The 21,939-nt window shown below is 45.2% G+C and carries 15 protein-coding genes and 1 tRNA gene; 13 read left to right on the plus strand and 3 right to left on the minus strand.

Going from position 1 to position 21,939, the window contains the following annotated elements:
* Window positions 1–112 precede the first annotated feature (112 nt).
* The 3 genes from AB4307_RS12650 (at window position 113) to AB4307_RS12660 (ending at window position 4,417) form a co-directional block, all read left to right on the plus strand.
* Window positions 113–1,033, plus strand: a complete 921-nt coding sequence (locus AB4307_RS12650) for a LysR family transcriptional regulator (RefSeq protein ID WP_017063421.1) — start codon at window positions 113–115, stop codon at window positions 1,031–1,033.
* A gap of 205 nt (window positions 1,034–1,238) precedes the next feature.
* Window positions 1,239–2,438, plus strand: a complete 1,200-nt coding sequence (locus AB4307_RS12655; RefSeq protein WP_017070302.1) for a NupC/NupG family nucleoside CNT transporter — start codon at window positions 1,239–1,241, stop codon at window positions 2,436–2,438.
* Window positions 2,439–2,602: 164 nt separating this feature from the next.
* Window positions 2,603–4,417 carry a cation:proton antiporter gene (locus AB4307_RS12660; RefSeq protein ID WP_102393269.1) on the plus strand — a complete coding sequence of 605 codons (1,815 nt, stop codon included), beginning with the start codon at window positions 2,603–2,605 and terminating at the stop codon, window positions 4,415–4,417.
* A gap of 125 nt (window positions 4,418–4,542) precedes the next feature.
* Here AB4307_RS12660 and folD read toward each other — a convergent pair whose 3' ends face one another.
* Complete coding sequence (folD, locus tag AB4307_RS12665; RefSeq protein ID WP_102393270.1) at window positions 4,543–5,400, minus strand: bifunctional methylenetetrahydrofolate dehydrogenase/methenyltetrahydrofolate cyclohydrolase FolD; 858 nt, start codon at window positions 5,398–5,400, stop codon at window positions 4,543–4,545.
* Window positions 5,401–5,611: 211 nt separating this feature from the next.
* On the opposite strand from folD, the gene AB4307_RS12670 reads away from it, so the two are divergent.
* Together AB4307_RS12670 and aroC are read left to right on the plus strand one after the other, a co-directional pair.
* Window positions 5,612–5,688 (plus strand) — tRNA-Arg (locus AB4307_RS12670).
* 269 nt (window positions 5,689–5,957) lie between these two features.
* Window positions 5,958–7,043 (plus strand): chorismate synthase, encoded by a 1,086-nt coding sequence (gene aroC, locus AB4307_RS12675; protein WP_004734182.1) that lies wholly within the window; start codon window positions 5,958–5,960, stop codon window positions 7,041–7,043.
* Between the two features lie 150 nt (window positions 7,044–7,193).
* On the opposite strand, the gene AB4307_RS12680 is transcribed toward aroC, so the two are convergent.
* A complete protein-coding gene (locus AB4307_RS12680) occupies window positions 7,194–7,817 on the minus strand; it encodes a trimeric intracellular cation channel family protein (RefSeq protein WP_004734183.1) in 624 nt (207 codons plus the stop codon).
* A gap of 299 nt (window positions 7,818–8,116) precedes the next feature.
* On the opposite strand from AB4307_RS12680, the gene AB4307_RS12685 reads away from it, so the two are divergent.
* The 3 genes from AB4307_RS12685 (at window position 8,117) to AB4307_RS12695 (ending at window position 9,618) form a co-directional block, all read left to right on the plus strand.
* Window positions 8,117–8,647, plus strand: a complete 531-nt coding sequence (locus tag AB4307_RS12685) for an elongation factor P hydroxylase (RefSeq protein WP_372132011.1) — start codon at window positions 8,117–8,119, stop codon at window positions 8,645–8,647.
* A gap of 9 nt (window positions 8,648–8,656) precedes the next feature.
* Window positions 8,657–8,920 carry a YfcL family protein gene (locus AB4307_RS12690; RefSeq protein ID WP_017063425.1) on the plus strand — a complete coding sequence of 88 codons (264 nt, stop codon included), beginning with the start codon at window positions 8,657–8,659 and terminating at the stop codon, window positions 8,918–8,920.
* A gap of 176 nt (window positions 8,921–9,096) precedes the next feature.
* A complete protein-coding gene (locus AB4307_RS12695) occupies window positions 9,097–9,618 on the plus strand; it encodes an NADPH-dependent FMN reductase (protein ID WP_017070306.1) in 522 nt (173 codons plus the stop codon).
* A 129-nt stretch (window positions 9,619–9,747) separates the two neighbouring features.
* Here the strand turns inward: AB4307_RS12695 and mnmC are convergent, their stop codons facing one another.
* A complete protein-coding gene (mnmC, locus tag AB4307_RS12700; RefSeq protein WP_206361185.1) occupies window positions 9,748–11,826 on the minus strand; it encodes a bifunctional tRNA (5-methylaminomethyl-2-thiouridine)(34)-methyltransferase MnmC2/FAD-dependent 5-carboxymethylaminomethyl-2-thiouridine(34) oxidoreductase MnmC1 in 2,079 nt (692 codons plus the stop codon).
* Window positions 11,827–11,954: 128 nt separating this feature from the next.
* Between mnmC and fabB the strand changes: the two genes are divergently transcribed.
* From fabB to truA, 5 genes are all read left to right on the plus strand, one after another.
* Window positions 11,955–13,181 carry a beta-ketoacyl-ACP synthase I gene (fabB, locus tag AB4307_RS12705; RefSeq protein ID WP_017070308.1) on the plus strand — a complete coding sequence of 409 codons (1,227 nt, stop codon included), beginning with the start codon at window positions 11,955–11,957 and terminating at the stop codon, window positions 13,179–13,181.
* 485 nt (window positions 13,182–13,666) lie between these two features.
* A complete protein-coding gene (locus AB4307_RS12710; RefSeq protein WP_017066628.1) occupies window positions 13,667–14,800 on the plus strand; it encodes a 4-phosphoerythronate dehydrogenase in 1,134 nt (377 codons plus the stop codon).
* Window positions 14,801–14,812: 12 nt separating this feature from the next.
* Window positions 14,813–15,826, plus strand: coding sequence for an aspartate-semialdehyde dehydrogenase (locus AB4307_RS12715; RefSeq protein WP_017062350.1), 1,014 nt, complete (start codon window positions 14,813–14,815; stop codon window positions 15,824–15,826).
* A 207-nt stretch (window positions 15,827–16,033) separates the two neighbouring features.
* The gene (locus AB4307_RS12720) at window positions 16,034–20,836 is read left to right on the plus strand and encodes a FimV/HubP family polar landmark protein (protein ID WP_372132013.1); all 4,803 of its coding nucleotides are present in this window, start codon (window positions 16,034–16,036) and stop codon (window positions 20,834–20,836) included.
* A gap of 194 nt (window positions 20,837–21,030) precedes the next feature.
* Window positions 21,031–21,825, plus strand: a complete 795-nt coding sequence (gene truA / locus AB4307_RS12725; RefSeq protein ID WP_004734161.1) for a tRNA pseudouridine(38-40) synthase TruA — start codon at window positions 21,031–21,033, stop codon at window positions 21,823–21,825.
* Window positions 21,826–21,939 lie beyond the last annotated feature (114 nt).

Below are 21,939 nucleotides of genomic sequence, written 5' to 3' on the forward strand. Positions count from 1 at the left end.
CATTTGGCCTACCATAGGCAGAACGAACTAAAGGACTCTTCGGAGTCCTTTTTGATTTTATATTTCAGAGATTTAATAAGGTGATCTTGTGCTAACAGATAGAGCTGCACAGATGGTGATATTCCATGCGCTGATCAAGCACGAAGGCTTTACCAGTGCTGCAAAAAGCTTGAACGTTTCGGTGTCCCATATCAGTAAGCAAGTCGCTTTGCTTGAAGACTCTATAGGCATCAAGCTGGTGCAAAGGACAACACGAAGCTTAACGCTCACTGAAGCGGGAGACGTGTTCTATCAACATTGTGAGCAGCTGTTTAACACGGTGAAAGCAGCTCAGATGGATATGGACAGCCAGCGCGATGATATCTCTGGAATACTACGCGTCGGTTTGTCGCAGTCATTTGGCACACTCCATATCATTCCGGCGATTGATCAACTCAGACAGCTTTATCCTCAGTTGAGAATCGAGGTCCACTTGTTCGACTATAAGGTGGACATGATTGAAGAGCGCTTGGATCTCTGGATCACCAACAATGAAGATTTGCCTGAAGGTTACATTGCGCAGCGATTAGCCGACAGTCAGTTTGTGGTGGCTGCGTCACCGGATTATCTGATTAAGGCTGGGACGCCACATGTACCTTCCGATTTGATTGACCATAACTGTCTTATCTATCGCAGCCGTGAACGAGATTACACATCGTGGGCGTTTGACAACGGGCAAGAAAACCTCAGCGTCAAAGTCGCGGGCGATTACTCAGTCGATTTGGCTGAGGCAGTACGAGACGCGGCAGTATCAGGGTGGGGCGTTGCTTATTTGGCGACTTACTTAGTGAAAGAAGAGTTTAGAACGGGCAAGCTCATTCAAGTATTGCCAGAGTGGAGAGCCAGTCAGCTGATGCCATTCTATGCCGTTTACCCGAGCCGAAAGAATATGCCGAAGAAGCTTTCGGCAGTGATTGAGTTCATTAAAGATCATATCGGGTCGCCGACGTATTGGGACAAAAACCTCAAAACTTGCGTTGAACTGCATCGCTAACTGTTTCCTAATCTATAAATATAATTTCCATATGGAAAAAGTACGCTTTTTAATCAAAGTTAATTATTAAAATTCAATAACTTAATTATACTCATAGTTAAATCGTGATTACCCCAACATCACATTAACAACCTCAGCTTGCCGCAAACGATTTCCTCTATAGAATGCGTCGCCTTTCCTACCTACAACTTTTAGGTTGACGCACATGGCTTCCCTACTTGGAATTATCACTATTTTAGTTGCCGCTTGGTTACTATCTACGGACAGAAAAAATATTCCACTAAGAACAGTCTCTTTGGCTTTCTTATTACAAATCTCATTCGCGCTGTTGGTTCTGTATGTACCAATGGGTAAAGAAGCGTTGAATGCAGCCACAGGTGCGGTATCTAGCTTGATCAACTACGGTCAAGAGGGGATTAACTTCCTATTTGGTGGCCTAACGAATAACGGATTTGTTTTCGCGATTAACGTTCTAGGCATCATTATCTTTTTCTCTGCACTGATTTCAGGCTTGTACCACATCGGCTTTATGCCAAAGGTGATCAACCTTATCGGTGGCGCACTACAAAAGTTCTTGGGCACAGGTCGTGCGGAGTCACTGTCTGCGACTGCAAACATTTTCGTTGGCATGATTGAAGCTCCATTGGTGGTTAAGCCTTACTTGAAGCACATGACGGATTCACAACTGTTTGCTGTGATGGTGTGTGGTTTGGCTTCTGTCGCTGGTGGTACGCTAGTGGGTTACGCATCGCTTGGCGTTGATCTAAATTACCTGATCGCAGCTGCATTTATGTCTGCACCTGCTGGCCTATTGATGGCTAAGATCTTAGTACCAGGTAGCGCAGATGACGCTCAAGAAAATATTGAGTCTGACGTTGAAATTCCACGAGCAACAAACGTAGTTGAGGCAATGGCAGATGGGGCTATGTCTGGACTTCGTATTGCCGTTGCAGTGGGTGCGACACTTTTGGCCTTTATCAGTGTGATAGCAATGCTGAATGGCTTGTTAGGTATTGTTGGTGGCTGGTTTGGCGTAAACCTAAGCTTCGAACTTATCCTAGGTTATGTGTTTGCACCCGTTGCATGGCTAATCGGTGTACCGTGGTCTGAGGCTGTGGTTGCAGGTTCATTGATCGGTAACAAGATTGTCGTGAACGAGTTCGTGGCTTTCATCCAACTAATGGATGCTAAAGAGGCACTGAGTGAGCACTCTCAAGCGATCGTAACTTTTGCTCTATGTGGCTTTGCTAACATCTCTACCATGGCAATTTTGATCGGTGGTTTGGGTAGCTTAGTTCCAGAGCGTCGCTCTTTCATCTCACAATATGGCTTCAAAGCAATTTGTGCAGGTGTGTTTGCTAACCTAATGAGTGCTGCTATTGCTGGTGTTGTACTTTCTCTATAGTTAACTGATCATGACTTTACTCCCCCTATAGTAAAGTGACTGATTAATCACAATAATATTCGGTTAGCGTGAAAAAGAGAGCCTATAGTGTAAGAACGTAGGCTTTCTTATTTCATTGAATAGTTTGTACCACAGGGTGTGGTGCAAACCTTTTAGGGGCACAAATGGATTTGTCGATTACTTCTTCTTTGGCGTTAATTGGACTCTTGTCTTTAGCTTGTCAGCAGCTCGGCTGGCGTTTACGTCTTCCCGCCATTCTCCCTCTCCTTATCGTTGGCCTATTGTTAGGTCCCGGCCTGAATATTCTAAATCCCGATGCCATTTTCGGTGATGTGCTGTTTCCTATGATCTCCTTAGGGGTTGCCATCATCTTGTTTGAAGGAGCATTGACCCTAAATTTCAAAGAAATCAGAGGCCATGGCCGGATGGTGACTCACCTCGTGAGTTTCGGCATGTTGATTACATGGGCGTGTATCGTGGTGGGGGCATACTACTTTGTGGACTTCAGTTGGCCGTTAGCCGCACTGTTTGGTGCATTAGTTGTGGTAACTGGCCCTACGGTAATCGTGCCCATGCTTCGCAGTATTCAGCCTAAATCTTCGTTAGGCAGTATCTTGCGATGGGAAGGGATAGTAATTGATCCGATTGGCGCTCTGTTTGCGGTTCTCGTCTACGAGTACATTGTTTCTTCTGCCGACCCTACCGGACACGTTCTGTCAGCTCTGGGCCTGACGTTAGTCATAGGTTTAGGCTTAGGGATCATCGGTGGCCATTTGATTGCCAAGATGCTGCAAGGGCATTGGGTACCGCACTATTTACGTAATGTGGCTGTGCTGACGCTAATGTTGGCGGCGTTCTCGTTTTCTAATGATCTGAGTGAAGAATCGGGTTTATTAACCGTGACCATCATGGGGATCTGGCTTGCCAACGTGAAGGGCTTGGACATCGAAGACATCATCGAATTCAAAGAAACCCTGACCGTGTTACTTATTTCTGCGTTGTTTATTCTGTTAGCCAGTCGACTCGATTCGGGGGCTTTCCTTTCGATAGGTTGGGGCGGTATTGGGTTGCTAGCGGTGGTTATGTTGGTGGCTCGCCCGTTAAGCGTGTGGATCAGCGGGATCGGTACGGATCTTAATTCGGCGGATAAATGGTTTTTGAGTTGGATGGCACCTCGCGGGATCGTTGCAGCCGCGGTTTCTTCTCTGTTTGCAATCAAACTTCAAGAGAAGCAATTAATTGAAGGCGCAGATTTACTGGTGCCAATGGTGTTCTTGGTCATCATCGGTACGGTTGTGATTCAGAGCCTTACCGCGAGTTGGTGGGCGAGAAGGCTAGGGGTCACTCAAGAGAAGGCACAAGGCGTTATCTTCTTTGGTGCGACTCAGTTTTCACGCCAGTTTGCCAAAGTGTTGGCGACACACAACATCAACAGTGTGCTTGCCGATACCAACTGGGAAAGCATTCGCTTAGCGCGCATGGAAAACTTGAATGTTTATTTTGGTAACCCAGCTTCGAGCCACGCTGAAAATAATCTGGAATTGGATGGAATAGGGCGTGCGATGATCGTGTCGCCTTATCGTCAAACCAACCCGTTAGTTAGCATGCACTATCAAGACGAGTTTGGTGAGAATAAGGTGTTTGAGCTTGAATCCTCAGAGAATAAACATGAAAGGCACCAAGTGAGCCGCGATGGCAATAGAAGTCTGTTTTCGGAAGGGATCACCTATTCTAAGCTTAACTCGTTGATGGCTCAGGGTAGCCAAATTAAAAGTACAGGTTTGACCGAGGCATTTGATTTAAAAGAGTTTAACGCTTTGTATCCTAAAGCCATTCCTCTTGGGGTGATTAATGGCGGTGATTTCCGTTTAATTACACAAGGATCTGAGTTGGAAAAACTCATATCAACGGAGTGTGAGCTTATTAGTTTATTACCGCCTTCTGAACAGACGGAAAAAGTCGAGACTCCAGATAAGTAGCAACGAGCACTTCATCAAAAGCGAGTCACCCCGTTGTAAAAACGAATAGCTAAGTACCAAAGCATCAAAAAGCCGCAACGTTCATCACGTTGCGGCTTTCTAATTTTATTTATATGCGCTGCGGACTACTTCGAGTGAAATTGCTCACAAGCGATCATGGTGTTCTCGATTAGGCTCGCCACCGTCATTGGGCCAACACCACCCGGCACAGGTGTGATGAAGCTTGCGCTTTCTTTCGCTACGTCGTATTCAACGTCACCCACTAGTTTGCCAGATTCCAAACGGTTGATACCCACATCGACCACAACAGCGCCTTTCTTAATCCAAGCGCCAGGAATGAAGTTAGGTTTACCAACGGCAACTACAACAATGTCTGCTTGACGCACGTGACCTTCAAGGTCTTTGGTGAAGCGGTGACATGTTGTCGTCGTACAACCTGCTAGAAGAAGCTCTAGCGTCATTGGGCGACCTACGATGTTTGATGCGCCAACCACAACCGCGTGCTTACCACGTAAGTCGATGTTGTAACGGTCAAGCAGCGTGATGATGCCTTTTGGCGTGCAAGAGCGAAGCTTAGGCATGCGCTGAGCCAAACGGCCGACATTGTAGGGGTGGAAGCCATCAACGTCTTTTTCTGGCGTGATACGCTCAAGAACGTGAGTGCTATCAATGCCTGCTGGTAGAGGCAGTTGAACAAGAATACCGTCGATCTCTGGATCGTCGTTCAGTTGGTCTACCAATGTTAACAATTCGTCTTCTGTCGCAGTGGCTGGCAAGTCGTAAGATTTAGATACGAAGCCAACTTCTTCACACGCTTTACGCTTACTTCCAACGTAAACCTGAGAAGCAGGGTCTTCACCCACTAAAACAACCGCTAGGCCCGGAGCGCGTAATCCAGCTTCAGTACGAGCTTTTACACGTGCAGCAACTTCGGAGCGAACCGTTTGAGAAATTAGCTTTCCATCAATATTTTGAGCAGTCATGAATTTCCTTAGTATTGATATTCAAGTTAGTGGCTGATGTTTTTGGCGCATTATTCCAGAAAATCTTTTTGATTACCATCAAGCAAACGTTTGCTTTGGTCTATTTTCCAACACTTATATGTTTGTTGGCCTTTTTTTACCCACTTAGATCAGAATGTTACATAAAGCCGTTGCTTTACTGATTCGAATTCGTATAATTCGTTCCTGTAGCGCGCCCTTAGCTCAGCTGGATAGAGCACCTCCCTTCTAAGGAGGTGGTCGAAGGTTCGAATCCTTCAGGGCGTGCCATTATTTAAAGAAACCCGATAACTCTCCGAGTTGTCGGGTTTTTTGCATTTTACACATCATAAAACACTTCTTTTCAAGCGCGACTCATTTTCTTCTGTTATTCGTTTCATTCGGCTTATGTAATAGAAAGTTAAAATTGTTCGTTTTTTGGGGTTTACATCATTTGTTAATAAAGCCACTATGAATTCACGAAGAATAGACAAGTAAAGCTATTAGCCAGTCGGTTTAGGAATCAAACCTTCTGCTCAATAGCTGATTTAGAGGAAGTAATGGCAGGAAACAGTATCGGACAACATTTCCGCGTGACCACGTTCGGAGAAAGTCACGGTATCGCACTAGGATGTATCGTAGATGGGTGCCCACCAGGATTAGAAATTACCGAAGCAGACCTTCAAAGAGATTTGGATCGTCGTCGCCCTGGTACTTCTCGTTATACAACGGCTCGCCGTGAAGCGGATGAAGTGAAAATCTTATCAGGTGTGTTTGAAGGCCAAACTACGGGCACTTCTATTGGTCTATTAATTGAAAATACAGACCAACGCTCTAAAGACTATTCCGAAATTAAAGACAAGTTCCGCCCTGGACACGCTGACTATACGTACCATCAAAAGTACGGTGTGCGTGATTACCGTGGCGGTGGTCGTTCTTCAGCTCGTGAAACTGCAATGCGTGTAGCGGCAGGTGCAATTGCGAAGAAATACCTAAAACAAGAATTTGGTGTTGAAATCCAAGCTTACCTTTCTCAAATGGGTGATATCTCAATTGATAAAGTGGATTGGAACGAGATTGAAAACAACGCTTTCTTCTGCCCTGATGCCGACAAAGTACCGGAATTTGACCAACTGATTCGTGACTTGCTAAAAGAAGGCAACTCGATCGGTGCGAAGATTCAAGTGGTTGCGACTAAAGTGCCTGTAGGCCTTGGTGAGCCAATCTTTGACCGTCTAGATGCAGACATCGCGCACGCTCTAATGAGCATCAATGCGGTGAAAGGTGTTGAGATTGGTGATGGTTTTGATGTGGTTAATCAACGCGGTAGTGAACACCGTGATCCATTAACTCCAGAAGGTTTCAGCAGCAACCATGCTGGCGGTATCTTAGGTGGTATTTCTACTGGCCAAGATATTGTGGCAAGCATCGCGCTTAAACCAACCTCAAGCATTACCGTTCCTGGTGACACGATCACTAAAGACGGCGAAGCAACGCAGCTAATCACGAAAGGTCGTCATGATCCATGTGTTGGTATCCGTGCGGTGCCGATCGCAGAAGCAATGTTAGCGATTGTATTGCTTGATCACTTGCTACGTCACCGTGGTCAAAACTTTGGTGTGACAACTGAAACGCCAAAAATCTAATTCTGCTTCTTTTTATTTAGAATAGAATTGATAGAAACAAAAAAGGGTTGCTTCGTAATGAAGCAACCCTTTTTCACATTAGCAGGATTATTCGTCCGGTTAGCGACTATCGTCATTAAAGACAGCTAGCAGCTAAAGGCTCTTAATCTATTAATGCACTGAGCTTTCAGGATCAAGCTGGAACGAAGGCAAACGCCATTTGAATCTTACAGCCGCCATGCGCAGCAAGTAACCAACTACAAGCGTCACAATTGTCGCCGTTACGTCGTTGATGCCAAGCTCAAGCAAACCTAGGTACAAACCTGAAGCGACAAGTGCGACAGACGCGTATAGCTCTTCATGCAACACTAATGGTGTTTGACGACAGATAAGGTCGCGCAGCAAACCACCAAAGACACCGGTGACTAGCGCAGACACCATACAGATCATTGGGTGAAGACCCATGGTCATCGCTACCTTAGTACCAATGATACTGAACACGATAAGCCCTAGTGCATCCAAACGAATGAATAGCCCTTTGAGCTTGATAACCCATTTAGCCAGTCCGGTTGTAATAACACCTGCGATACAGGTGATTGCCAGATACTGCGGGTTTTCAACCCAACCTAAAGGGTAATGGCCAAGTAAGATATCTCGTACTGTACCGCCGCCAATTGCCGTTGCACTCGCAACCAACATTACACCAAACCAATCCATTTTTTGTTTGCCAGCACTGAGAGCGCCGGTCATGGCTTCTGCCGTGATGCCAATGATATACAAAACACTTAGTAGCATTGCTGTAGCTCTATAATATAGGTCTATAAATTGGAGTCTTATAGGCCATAGGGATATAAAAATGAAGCGCGAGTGTAGTAGTAAAAACGCTGATTGACGAATGAATATTTGTACCGTGAATAGGCATTTCAGATTAGCTAAACTAATCATTCACCTCAAAATGGTGTAATCTGGGATCAGCAATCGATTGTCATCGTAAAGTATTATGATGAACCTAATGTCATTGCCAGTGATAGGGCTTTACCGAGCGCTTAAAAAAACGCAAAATGCCCCAGTTCTTTTTATTTAAATTTGATCTTATGACGCACCAATACCCAGATATCATCGACATTTTCAATCAAACCTTTTTCGAGAGCTTTAATACCAAGCTAGAACTGGGAGCGGACGAGCCTATTTACCTGCCAGCCGATGGGGAGGTTTCTCATCACCGTATCGTATTTGCTCGCGGCTTTTACGCGTCAGCACTTCACGAGATAGCACACTGGTGTGTGGCTGGTCCTGAGCGTCGTTTATTGGAAGATTTTGGTTACTGGTATGAGCCTGATGGCCGAACTGAGTCGGTTCAAGCTGAGTTTGAAAAAGTAGAAATTCGCCCACAAGCGTATGAATGGATCATTGCGACCAGTGCAGGCTTTCCTTTTAATGTCAGCTGTGACAATCTACACGGCGATTTTGAGCCAGATCGTTTGGCCTTTATGAATAAAGTACACAGTGAAGTTATGGGTATCTTTGAAGTAGGCTTTCCGCCTCGCGTGAAAATGCTCTCTGAAGCATTACGCAGCTTCTACGATGTAGAACCTTTATGTGCTAGCCAATTTATTGTGAAATAAGAGAATATTATGATTATCGAATTTGAAGAAAAACTACTTGAAGTAATTGATGCTCGCATTGAAAACGCATCAGACGATGAACTGTTTGCTGGTGGTTACTTACGTGGTCATATTTCTCTTTCAGTGGCTTCATGTGAAGAAGAAGGCATTGAAGATGTGGCTGAAGTAAAAGCTCGTATTGAACAGAGCCTAGACGACGCTCGCTCTGAACTAACACCAGCAGACCGCACTATCGTTAATGACCTTTGGGTTGAGCTACAAAACCAAGCTTAATCTCGATGTATTAATACTATCCGCTCAGTCCCTTCCTTTCCCATTTTGCTGAGCGAACTGGTTTATTTGAGACTCGTTCGAAATTTTTGAATGAGTCCGTTCATTTCTTGTGATGGTTACATTTTCTTACTACGTTATTCTAATCCCACTTAACGGAATTACAGAAAGGTCACATCATGAAAGTTATCGCATTTGGCGCAAGCACAAGTTCTACCTCAATCAACAAAACACTAGCAACTTACGCAGCAAACTTGATTGAAGGTGCTGAAGTAAAAGTCCTAGACATCAACGATTACAATGTTCCTATGTTCAGTGAAGACACTGAAAAAGAGATTGGCCAAGCGGAAGGTGCTCAAGCATTCCTACGCGACCTAGCTGAAGCTGATGCGTTTGTTATCTCGTTCGCAGAACACAATGGTCACTACCCAGCAGCGTATAAAAACCTATTTGACTGGGCGACACGTATTGAGCGTTCAGTGTTTGGCGAGAAGCCGGCGGTTTACCTAGCGACTTCACCGGGCCCTGGTGGCGCACAAACGGTACTTGGTGCAGCGACAGGTTCTGCACCTTACTTCGGTGGCAACGTGCAAGCGTCAGTTTCAGTACCAAGCTTCTACGATAACTTTGATTTTGAATCTGGTTCTATCAGCAACGAAGAGATTGCTCTACAGATTAAAGACGCGGTTGCTAAGCTGTAAATACTGCTCCATTTAGAACATCAGTTTAGATCAACACGAATAACAAAAAGCCCGAGCGACACAATGTCGTTCGGGCTTTTTAGCTTTTAACTTATTAGTTTCAGATATTCAGATTAGCTGAACTAGAAACTACGGCTTTGATTTAGAATGCTTGTCAGCAACCCATCCAGCCGTTAATGCCTTACCTTTACGCAGTCTGCGTACCCACATTCGACTTGGGTGAATCGCCTCAAGCACATCAACAGGCAAGGGCAGCGGATCGCCACAGATCTGTGATGCTAATACTTCAGCCAATAATGGTGCAGAGCTCAAACCACGTGAACCCAGTCCGATAAAGCAATAAAGGTTAGGGAAGCTTGTTACCGTTTCTACATCCTCAACCGAGTCACGCTGCGGGTTGAAGTTGTGGAGATCTTGGTACTGCTCCTTAATGGCTTCAAAGTCACCAATGTTTCCGACAAACGGAAGGTGGTCACGGCTTACGCTTCGGATACCTTGGCGCGCTAAGTTGTCACTGGTATCGACATCTTTTGTCCATGCTTGGTCTGGTAGTGACCCATGTAGGCGCTCGCCATTGTGCTGCTGAACCTCAATATCAAATTCTTGGTCGATATTGGTTTTGTCGTAGTTCGCACCAATACAGTGATGACCATTGTTGGGGTTCTGTGGCGTCAAATAGCCATCAAAGCACAACACGGTTTTTAGCTGGCTGAGATTTTCCGTGGTCGGAATATGGCTCACTTGGCCTTTAACCGGAGTCAGTGGTACTGGCTGAGTTTGTTCAAACTGAGTGAACTTGTGTCCATTCGCGACAACCACTTGGTCGTGCTTGGTTTGAATCTCACCTTGAGGTGTATCCATCGTCAGTATCCATTGTTGTTCAGCTTCGAGCCACTCAAGTTGCGTTACTTGATGTTGATAGTGCGCGCTTACTTGGTTGTTCTCTTCTAACTTGCTAATCAAGCCTTGAGTCAGTTGCAGAGGGCTTAGCCAACCACCCAGCGGAAAGTAAACACTCTCTTTATCGACGGGTAAGCCAATCTTTTCGTTGGCTTGCTCTGGCGATAAACGCTGAATCAGGTCGGTGTGGAAGTTGCCTTCCAACATGCGGTTGAGCTTTTTAGTGGAGCCTTGATCCCACATCAAGATGTTCACGCCACACCAACTGTGATCAAATTGAATAGACTGAGCCGCTTGATTAATAAATTGACGAGCAAACAGTAATCCCGGGCCAAACACGCGAGACACGTTCGAGGTCGCTTCGCTTAATAGCGGGTAAATCGCACCTTGGTTGTTACCTGAGGCATTGCCCGCAGCTTGTGGATGTTCACAATAAAGGGTGATATTTTTGCCACGACGGCTTAGCGTTTTGGCTAATGCAGCACTGGCGACACCACCACCAATGATCGCAATGTCTTGGGATTCAGTGTGTTGAGCGAGGCCATACCAAGGTTTGATGTTGGTGTGAGCGTGCTTTTCGCCAAGTCGGCCGGCGATCATTTCTCGCTTAGTACCAAAGCCTTTGACCTTTTTCATTTCAAAGCCAGCTTCAATTAAGCCACGGCGAACAAAGCCAGCAGCGGTGAAGGTGGCGCAGCTACAATCTTGCTTAGCGAGCTTAGCCATGCCGTTGAATAGGTTTTGATTCCACATCTCTGGGTTCTTGCTCGGAGCAAAACCGTCTAAGAACCAAGCATCAACCAAACCTTCACGCGGGGTTGGTACGTTGGGCATGCAATCTTTAATATCGCCAAACCACAAATCAAGCGTGATTGCACCGTCGCCCAGCACAATGCGGTGACATTCAGGTAGAGCAATAGGGTAGTGTTCTTGGAGTTGCGTCGCATACTCGGCTAATTCTGGCCACGATTGGTGTGCTTTGATCAGATCCTCTTTATTTAAAGGATATTTTTCAAAACTGATGAAATGTAACTCTTTGGTCATCGCTTGTGGGTTATCTTTAAGAAAAGCATCGAACCATTGCCAAACTGCAAGAAAGTTCAAACCTGTGCCAAAGCCGGTTTCAGCAATCACAAAGCGGCGTTGTTCATGTTCAAGCCAACGCTCTGGAAGGTGGTTTTGCTTTAAAAAGACGTAGCGAGTTTCTTCTAAACCGTTAACATTGGAGAAGTAAACGTCGTCAAATTGGTCTGAAACTGGCGTGCCAGACTCATTCCATTCCAGTTCTGCATTAGTAATTGAAGTCATAAAATCTATCATTTTGTGATTTGAAGCGATATGTTGGTAGGGATTGTACGAATTTCTAGGAAAGCTGACCACTTTTGTTAGGCTTCTTAGTTATCATCTAGCTGAATTTAGAATTATAGGAATGTCACATGAAACGAGTCGTAATCACCGGTATGGGTATTGTTTCAAGTATCGGTAACAACGTCGAAGAAGTTTTAGCATCACTGAAAGAGGGTAAATCTGGTATTACCGCTTCAGAGCAGTTCAAGGAAAATGGCTTGCGCTCTCAAGTATGGGGTAACCTAAAAATGAACCCTGCTGACCATATCGATCGCAAAAAAATGCGCTTTATGGGTGATGCAGCGGCATTCGCTTATCTTTCAATGGAGCAAGCAATTGCTGATTCTGGCTTAACTGAAGATCAAGTATCTAATGACCGCACGGGTATCGTTGCGGGTTCAGGTGGTGCTTCATCTCTAAACCAAGTAAACGCGGTAGACATCATCCGTGAGAAAGGCGTGAAGCGCGTTGGTCCATACATGGTTCCACGTACAATGGCTTCTACGGTTTCTGCTTGTCTAGCAACTCCTTTCAAAATCCGTGGTGTGAACTACTCTATGAGCTCTGCATGTGCGACATCTGCACACTGTATTGGTCACGCAATGGAGCTTATCCAACTTGGTAAGCAAGACGTTGTATTCGCTGGTGGCGGTGAAGAACTGGATTGGTCTCTGACTATGATGTTCGACGCAATGGGCGCACTTTCTACTAAGTACAACGACACGCCAGAGCTGGCTTCTCGTACCTACGATGCAGACCGTGATGGTTTCGTTATCTCTGGTGGCGGCGGCATGTTAGTTATCGAAGAGCTTGAGCACGCTGTTGCTCGTGGCGCAAAAATCTACGGTGAAATCGTAGGCTACGGCGCAACTTCAGATGGCTACGACATGGTTGCTCCTTCTGGTGAAGGTGCGGTTCGTTGTATGAAGATGGCGATGCAAAACGTTGATGGCGTTGATTACGTGAACACTCACGGTACTTCAACTCCAGTTGGCGACGTTAAAGAGCTAGGCGCTATCCAAGAAGTTTTCTCTCAAGGCAATGGCGGTGGCAACAGCCCAGCAATCTCAGCAACTAAAGCGATGACAGGTCACGCTCTAGGTGCTGCTGGCGTACACGAAGCTATTTACTCAACGCTAATGCTAGATAACGGCTTTATCGCTCCAAGCATTAACGTTTCGAACCTAGACGAAGCTGCTGCTGGCCTAGACATCGTAACTGAAGCTCGTGATCAAGAGCTAACTACAGTTATGTCTAACAGTTTTGGTTTCGGCGGTACGAACGCAACGCTAGTAATCAAAAAGTACCAAGCTTAACTTAAGCTTGAGTTACAGAGACAAGGTTAATCGTTAAAGGGTTGCGCTAGTGCCGATTCAACACGCACAGGTCACCCAGTAATAATGACCATCAGAACAAAGTTTTTAGACGCAGGTTGGTAAACGTGTTTTTTGAACATAGTTTTTAAATCTGGGTTTAGAGATTGAAAGGTTTCCAGAGCTTGACCAGTACTGACTTTGGTTAGTACTGGTTGAACAGACGCAAGACTCTGTCTCCTGGAGAGCGAGATAGGATCCTTTTGTTCTGGATGTTTGCCCGATTGTTTATTCAATCGGGCATTTTTCGTTTTAGCCGTTTGATCTTGGGTGTTCACTCTGGTTTCGGTTCTTGTCTGCCAAGGTTAGGTGATTCAGCCCTTTATTTATAATGTATTCCAATTGCTACTCGACACCGTGTGTGGAATTTTGCACAATCATTTCAATTCACATTTAGGTCGATAGACCCCAACAAAAGTACTCGCCAAATGAAAATCTTAATCGACGAAAATATGCCTTACGCTGAAGCGCTTTTTAGCCAGCTAGGGGAAGTGACAATGAAGTCTGGTCGCACATTAACAGCTGACGACCTAGTTGACGTAGACGCATTGATGATTCGCTCTGTTACCAAGGTAAACGAGTCATTGATCAGCAAAGCCAATAAGCTGAAGTTTGTTGGTACTGCGACGGCTGGCATGGATCACGTTGACCAAGAGTTGATGAAAGAGCGTGGCATTTTCTTTACTGCGGCACCTGGTTGTAACAAGGTGGGTGTTGCTGAGTACGCGTTCAGTGCGATGATGGTGCTTGCGCAGCAACAAGGCTTTTCTGTTTTTGATAAAACGGTTGGTATTATCGGCTGTGGTCAAGTGGGCAGTTACTTAGCGAAGTGCCTTGAAGGTATTGGTATCAAAGTTCTGCTGAACGACCCTCTAAAACAGCAAGAGGGTGATACTCGCGAATTTACTGAGTTAGAGACTTTGCTTGAACAATCAGACGTTATTACATTACACACGCCAATCACTAAGACGGGTCAGTATCCAACGCATCACTTGATCAGTGAGCAAGTGCTGAACAACTTACGTGCTGATCAAATCCTGATTAATGCAGCTCGCGGTCCTGTGGTTGATAACCAAGCGCTAAAAGCTCGCCTGCAAAAAGCCGATGGTTTCACTGCAGTGCTTGATGTGTTTGAGTTTGAACCTGAAGTCGACTTTGAGCTTCTTCCGTTACTCGCTTTTGCAACGCCTCACGTAGCGGGCTACGGTTTAGAAGGTAAAGCGCGTGGTACCACGATGATCTTCAACAGTTATTGTGAATTTTTAGGTACTGAACAGCGTGCGTATGCAAGTGACTTATTGCCGACAGCGCCTGTACCTCAAATGAAATTAGATAGAGCTTGGGATGAAGCAACACTGCACAATTTGACTCAGTTGATCTATGATGTGCGCAAAGACGACGCCTTATTCCGTCGCAATATCGTTACGCCGGGTTCTTTTGACAAGATGCGTAAAGAATATTGGGACCGCAGAGAGTACAGTGCAGTCGAGTTAACGGGCGACGAATCTTGTAATTTAACGCCGTTATCTAAACTCGGTTTTATGGTAAAGCCAACTTTATAAAAGAGAGAAACAATGAGCCAAGAATTTAATATTGCTATTTTAGGTGCGACTGGTGCGGTTGGTGAAACCATTCTTGAAGTACTTAAAGAGCGTAAATTCCCTGTCGGTGAAATGCACTTACTAGCAAGTGAACGTAGTGAAGGCAAAACTTCCCGTTTTAACGGCAAAACAATACAAGTACAAAACGTAGAAGACTTCGATTGGTCTCAAGTACATATTGCGTTTTTCTCTGCAGGTAGCGAGCTTTCAGAGCGTTGGGCTCCAATTGCGGCTGATGAAGGTGTGGTTGTCATCGATAACACATCACGCTTCCGTTACGAATACGATGTTCCTCTGGTTGTGCCTGAAGTGAACCCTGAAGCGATTGCTGAGTTCCGTAACCGTAACATCATCGCGAACCCTAACTGCTCGACTATCCAAATGGTAGTAGCGCTAAAACCAATTCACGATGAAGTGGGCCTTGAGCGTATTAACGTTTCAACTTACCAATCTGTGTCTGGTGCAGGTAAGCCAGGTATCGATGAGCTAGCGGGTCAAACGGCTAAGCTTCTTAACGGTATGCCAGCTGAAAACTCAGCGTTCTCACAACAAATCGCTTTCAACTGTATTCCTCAAATCGATGAATTTACAGAGAACGGCTACACGCGTGAAGAGATGAAGATGGTTTGGGAAACTCAAAAAATCTTTGCTGACTCTTCAATCACAGTGAACCCGACTTGTGTCCGCGTACCAGTATTTTACGGTCACGCAGAATCTCTACACATTGAAACTCGCGCACCAATCGGTGCAGAGCAAGTGGTTCAGCTTCTAGAGAACACAGAAGGTGTTGAAGTATTCCAAGCGCTAGACTTCCCAACTCAAGTTCGTGATGCAGGTGGTAAAGACCACGTAATGGTTGGTCGTATTCGTAACGACATCAGCCATCACAGTGGCGTAAACATGTGGGTTGTCGCTGATAACGTTCGTAAAGGCGCAGCAACAAACGCAGTTCAAATCGCTGAAGTTCTGATTCGCGATTACTTCTAAGCTTTATTGCTTTGATAGAAAAGCCTCACTCTTTAGTGGGGCTTTTTTAATCGATTAAAAATATTGTTAGTCAAATTGTGTGAAATTGCTGCGAATATTGTTGCTGCAACACATTTTTTGTTTTCATCTCTATAGTTTTACGTCATTTATCCGATATATTTAATAGATCATCACTTTTCCGAATTTAAGCACCTAGCTGAGCCTTTTATGTTTCAAATTTTCAAGCCGTGGTTAATGCCTTTTGCCTTTATCATTGCGACTCAGATTTCCGTTGTTCGTGCAGATTCCATTCGAGTTGTAGGGCCTAATGGCCAGATACAATCAGCGCCTACGTTTTCAGAACCACTTCAAAGAGCGCAATCAAATAGCGCTGAGCCTTCACGTTTCTATGGTCCAACTCGCGGCTCAGAAACATTGTGGTCTATTGCCTCAAAGTTACGCCCTGATAACTCCGTTTCAGTCCAACAAACTCTGTTGGCTATTTATCGCTTAAACCCACAAGCGTTTGAAAACCAGAATATCCATAGCCTGCTGCCTGCGAGCAATCTACGCGTGCCTTCTTTAGAGCAAGCACGTGCAAGCTCGACGCAGCAAGCTATCAACATCATGAACTCACATCTTGCTAAGCTTGATGCTCCTGCAAGTAAGCCTGTCGCTTCAAAACCCAAAGCGCCGAGTTCTGATGCAAAAAATGTTACTCCTGCTAAGCAAGTAAGCACTACTGAAACTGCTAAAAAGCCATTGTCTCCAACTCAATCATCTCTAGCTCAATCTGCACCAACCCAAGAGATGAACAAGTTAGAGAAGCAGCTAGAGCTTTCAGAAACTGAACTGCTGTCACTTGAAGAGAAAAATCACCAACTTCGTTTGATGTTATCGAATGTTCAATCGGAAGTGGATGAGCTAAAAACAGAGCTCAGTGATGAAGACCGCATTCGTAGCGAAGTGGAAAAGCTGCTTGATGAAGAGCGCAGAAAGAACGCCGAAATTGAAAAGATGGCACCAAGTGTCATGGACGAACTGTTATCGAATGGTTGGTTAGTGGCGGCTCTTGCGATTATTCCAGGTCTGCTCATTGGTTTGATCGTTGTGATGCTGTTAGGCCGTCGTTCTAAAAATGATGAGCAACAGCGGACGACTCAAGAACAACCGCTCCAGCCAGAACCAAGTACCGTTGCACCTATTACATTGGGCGACGAGATGGACGACCTTAACGAGCTGTCTTTAGATGATGACTTGTTTGGTACGGAAGATGACGCCAACAAGCTGTTTGACGATCAAGCGCTAGCCGAAGAGGATGATGTCTTTGCTGGTTTAGATGAATCTGATCTCGATTTCAATCTAGATGGTGAAGACGATGACCCATTTGCTAGCATTGGCGAAAACGGTGATTTAGACACCAACTTCGACGATCTAGATTTAGACAGCAGCAACGGCATTAGTGTTAATGGCGAAGAGAAAGCGCTTGGCCTTGAAGAGATGGAACGTGCGCTAGACAAAACAGCGGAAAGCGCCGTCGATACTGATGATGTCGACTTTGATCTTTCTGATGATAACGCAATGTCTGCTGATGACATTGAAGCTTTACTATCTCAAGAGTCTGAAACTGAAGATCTCGGTTCCAACGAGCTAGACCAATCTTTATTAGATGATCTGTTTGCTCTTGATGACGAAGATGACGACAGCTTCGATATTGATGCTCTGATTTCGGAAGAGCAAAGTGATTCGCCTTCTAGCACTGAAACACCAGCAAGCGATGATTTTGACATCGATGCGCTTATCTCTGAGCAACAAAGTGAGACTAAGCCTGTTGATTTGAGCAATGACGATTTTGATATTGATGCTCTAATCTCTGAACAACAGTCCCCTGAGCCAGCTTCACCGACAGCGAATGATGATATTGATGACATCTTTGCCCAAGTTGCTGCTCAGAACGATCAAGCGAATGACCCTTTCAACCTCGATAGCGACGATGAGATTGCCACTAACCTAAACAGTGGTTTGGCGTCTGATGATGATATCGAAAACATTCTGTCTCAGTTCGATAAGCCCATCGTAAATGAAGAACCTCAAGACAGCGTTGATCTGCTTGATGAGCAACTGGCAGGCGATGACGTAGACCTAAGTAACTCGACAGACCTTCTTGATGAGATGCTAGGGGACGATTCGGATGATGAGTCTGAAAGCGAACCTCTTGGCTTTGATTCTCTGTCTGAGCTTGAAGAGCTTTCTGGTTTATCGACCGATGATGACCTCAACATCGCAGAAGACAGCACGGAAACCTTGGATGAATTAATAGGTGACTCTGACGACGATGATTTCGAACTCGACGCCGAAAGTACCGACTTATTGGATGATTTCCTTGATAGTGAATTGTCAGATGATGAGCTTTTAGCGGATGCATCAAAATCAGAATCTCTAGACCCATTTGATGACTTACTGACAAGTGGCATTGAAGACGAGCTTGAATCTGAAGATAAGACGTTTGATAAAGAGTTAGACGCAGCCTTTGGTTTGGACAACGCCAATGAGGAGCCTGAAAAGGACTCAGACGTTGAGCTTACTCCGTTAACCTCTGAAGGTGAGCCTGAGCAAGATCCGGACATTAGTGAAACACTACAACCTGAAGTCGTTACTGATGAATCGTTAGATTCGGAACTGATTCAAGACAGCGCTGACGTTAAGCCAGAAAATGATGAAGCCTTTAATCGTGATGGTTTTATCGATGATTTGTTCGGTGTTGCACCAGCAACGGATGCTTTGCTTGATGACTCGCTAGAAACAACAGACGAAGCGTTGATTGATGAGTTAATGACTTCTGATGACAATGATTTGTTGTCAGCAATAGAAGAGCCTGTTGAACCATCAATTGAAAATACGGTTGAATCAGAGCAAGCGCCTCTTTCAAACAGCAACGAAGTATCAGCGCAAGAAACCGCATCATCGGTGGAGGATGATAAATTGGATATCGACTCGCTGTTATCTGAGAATTCTGATTTTGATAAACCAGATTTTGAAGAGCGAGTTAAAGAAGAAACCGCACAACAAGAACCAGAGCCGAAAGAAGCCGACGTACAAGAGCAAGCTTCGCCATCCTCTTTAAATGATATCTCTGAAGATGATGAAGAGACGGTTGAAGACTGGCTAGCTGAGGCTATCGACGATGTAGAGTCGCCAGCTAACGTTACCTCTGATTTTGACTTTGAACCGAAAATCCAAGGTAGCGATCAGCTTGAAGATGTCGTTGAATCCTTGCCAGAGCCAGAGCCAGAGCCAGTTCGTGCTGCAAACATGCCAGAGATCATTCCAAATGAATTTGGTGTGCCAGAAGACGATGATTGGCTGATTGAAGATGAGGCGTCTGAACCAGAAGCATTAGCGGAAACTGACGTAACACCAGAGCTAGTGACACCTGTCGCTGAACCGAAAGTTGAAGCTACACCACAAGCGGAAGTAGCAGAACAAGCTGAAGTTCTAGGACAAGAAGGCGAAGAAGAATTCTCGTTTGATGACTTCGAATTGCCAGAGTTTAATGAAGAAGATGCACTAGCGGAAGCTGATGCTGAATCAACACCAGAACCAGTAACGCCAGCTATTGATGCTCAACCAAGTGTTGAGCCTCAAACTGAAGCCCAAGTTATAGCTCAGGCGCAAGACGACGAAGAGTTTTCGTTTGATGATTTCGACTTACCAGAGTTTAGTGAAGAAGACGCACTAGCGGAAGCTGATGCTGAATCAACAACAGAGCCAGCAACGCCTGCTATAGACTCTCAATCAAGTGTTGAATCGCAACCTACCGCTGAGCCTCAGTTAGATGCTGCACCACAAGTTGAAACTGCGAAACCAGAAAGCGAAGAAGAATTCTCGCTTGATGACTTCGAACTACCAGAGTTTGGTGAAGACGATGCGTTAGCGGAAGTGGTGAGTGAACCAGATGAAGCACAGTTAGAGCAAGACTTAGCGCCTGACACAGAGAAGTTCGAGTTCGATGACCTTGATCTTCCGGAGTACGATGAAGAAAGCGCAAAAGCAGACTCTGTTTTAGATGATATTGAGCAAAGCAATGCCGAGCCGGTGGCGGAAGCCCAAGGCGTAGAGTTCGATGAGTTTGATTTACCGGAATATGGTGAAGATGAAGCCATCTCTGATGCGTTTGCTGATAAGCCAACACCACTGACTTCTTTCAGCCCACAAGGCGAAGAGCAAGATGCGTTGCATGATCTGTTCTCAAATCCGCAGAGCTATAGTCAGGCTGATGATTTCTCGAATGCTGAAGACTCTGAACCGGCTGGTTTTGCACAGCCAGAACAATCACTGAGCGCGGCTTCAGAGCCAAACTCAACGCCTGCAGCGGTTCAAGACGAGCCACTAGAAGGCTTTGATGACTTTGATGAGACAGCATTAGCTGAGTTGCTTTCTGAAGATGTTCAAGACTCTGTCGACAACATGTTCGATAAGCCATTGGACGCAACTTCGATTGATAGCGCAGGGTTAGATATTGACGCCATGCTTGAAGTCGGCGGCGAAGACTGGAAAGGCTTTAACCTAGCGCCAGAACAACAATCTAGCATGCATAATGATGTGCCTGATGACCAACAAGAGATTTGGGCATCGGCTGAACAGCAAGCTGAACCGAAAATCAAAGAAGAGAATTGGGCTGAACAAGACAATCTAACCGAATCAGGCAACAGTCGTGATAAGCAGTACATGACGATTGATGAGCTAATGGCTCAAGTCGAGCAAGAAGGTGAAGAAGTCATTAATCCAGACGATGAAGAGCTTAAACTGGATGTGGGTCTTAACGAATTCCCTGATGTTATCGGTGATATTGGCAATTATGATGTCGACAGCAATGCAGAAGCTGCGGGTAAGCTTGATTTGGCCAAAATCTACATCGAGATGAGTGACTCGCAAGGGGCAATTAAGCTTCTAGAAGAGGCAATCGTTGACGGCAGCGATGATATTCGTCGAGAGGCAAAAAATCTTATCGATACGTTAAACGGTCGATAAATTTACAAATCAGAAAGGGTAGCGTTGGCTACCCTTTATTTTAAGGCGATACAGAGCGCTATCGTTTCATTTGGTTTTTCAACAGCATCGTCTCGGTCGATGCTGATTGTTTATTGAAGTTTTAGCCCCATCCTATTTGGGCTAGCACTGATTTCCGTATATACTTCTCGCCCATTTTCAAAGAGAACAAGAACATGAAAATTGCTTTAGGTATTGAATATAACGGTACCCACTACTTTGGTTGGCAGCGCCAACGAGACGTGAAAAGTGTCCAAGAAGAATTGGAAAAGGCTCTTTCAGTTGTCGCGAATCACCCTGTAGAAGTTATGTGCGCAGGTCGTACAGATGCCGGTGTTCACGGTACGGGACAAGTCGTTCACTTTGAAACTAATGTCGATCGTAAAATGGTGGCATGGACAATGGGCGCGAATGCCAACATGCCAAAAGATATTGCGGTTCGTTGGGCGACAGAAGTGAATGAGGATTTCCATGCTCGTTTCTCGGCTACTGCCCGCCGTTATCGCTACATTATCTTTAACCATGCACTACGCCCAGGCATTTTGAATTCAGGTGTGAGCCATTATCATGGTCATCTTGATGAGAAAAAAATGCATGAAGCGGGTCAGTACTTACTTGGTGAGAATGACTTCACTTCGTTCAGGGCAACACACTGTCAATCTCGTAGCCCATGGAGAAACATGATTCACTTGAACGTGACTCGTCATGGACACTACATTGTGATCGATATTAAAGCGAATGCGTTTGTTCACCACATGGTGAGGAATATTACGGGTAGCCTTATTGCCGTAGGTAAAGGTGAGCAGAAACCAGAGTGGATCCAGTGGCTTTTAGAAGCTAAAGATCGAAAAGTAGCCGGCGCAACTGCAAAAGCGGAAGGTTTGTATCTGGTGGATGTTGATTATCCTGAACATTTTGAGCTACCACGAGAGCCAATTGGTCCTCTATTTTTACCGGATAATTTGAACTAAATGTGAGACTTAGGTTCAAAAATTATTACGGTTTAGTGCGTAAGATAGTCCCAGAAAATAGGTACAACCAGTTTTTTATCTACAGTCGCTGTTTTATGTGCTTTAATTCCCACG

Source organism: Vibrio sp. 10N.261.52.C2 (genome assembly GCF_041471425.1).
GTDB classification, from domain to species: Bacteria; Pseudomonadota; Gammaproteobacteria; order Enterobacterales; family Vibrionaceae; genus Vibrio; species Vibrio crassostreae_C.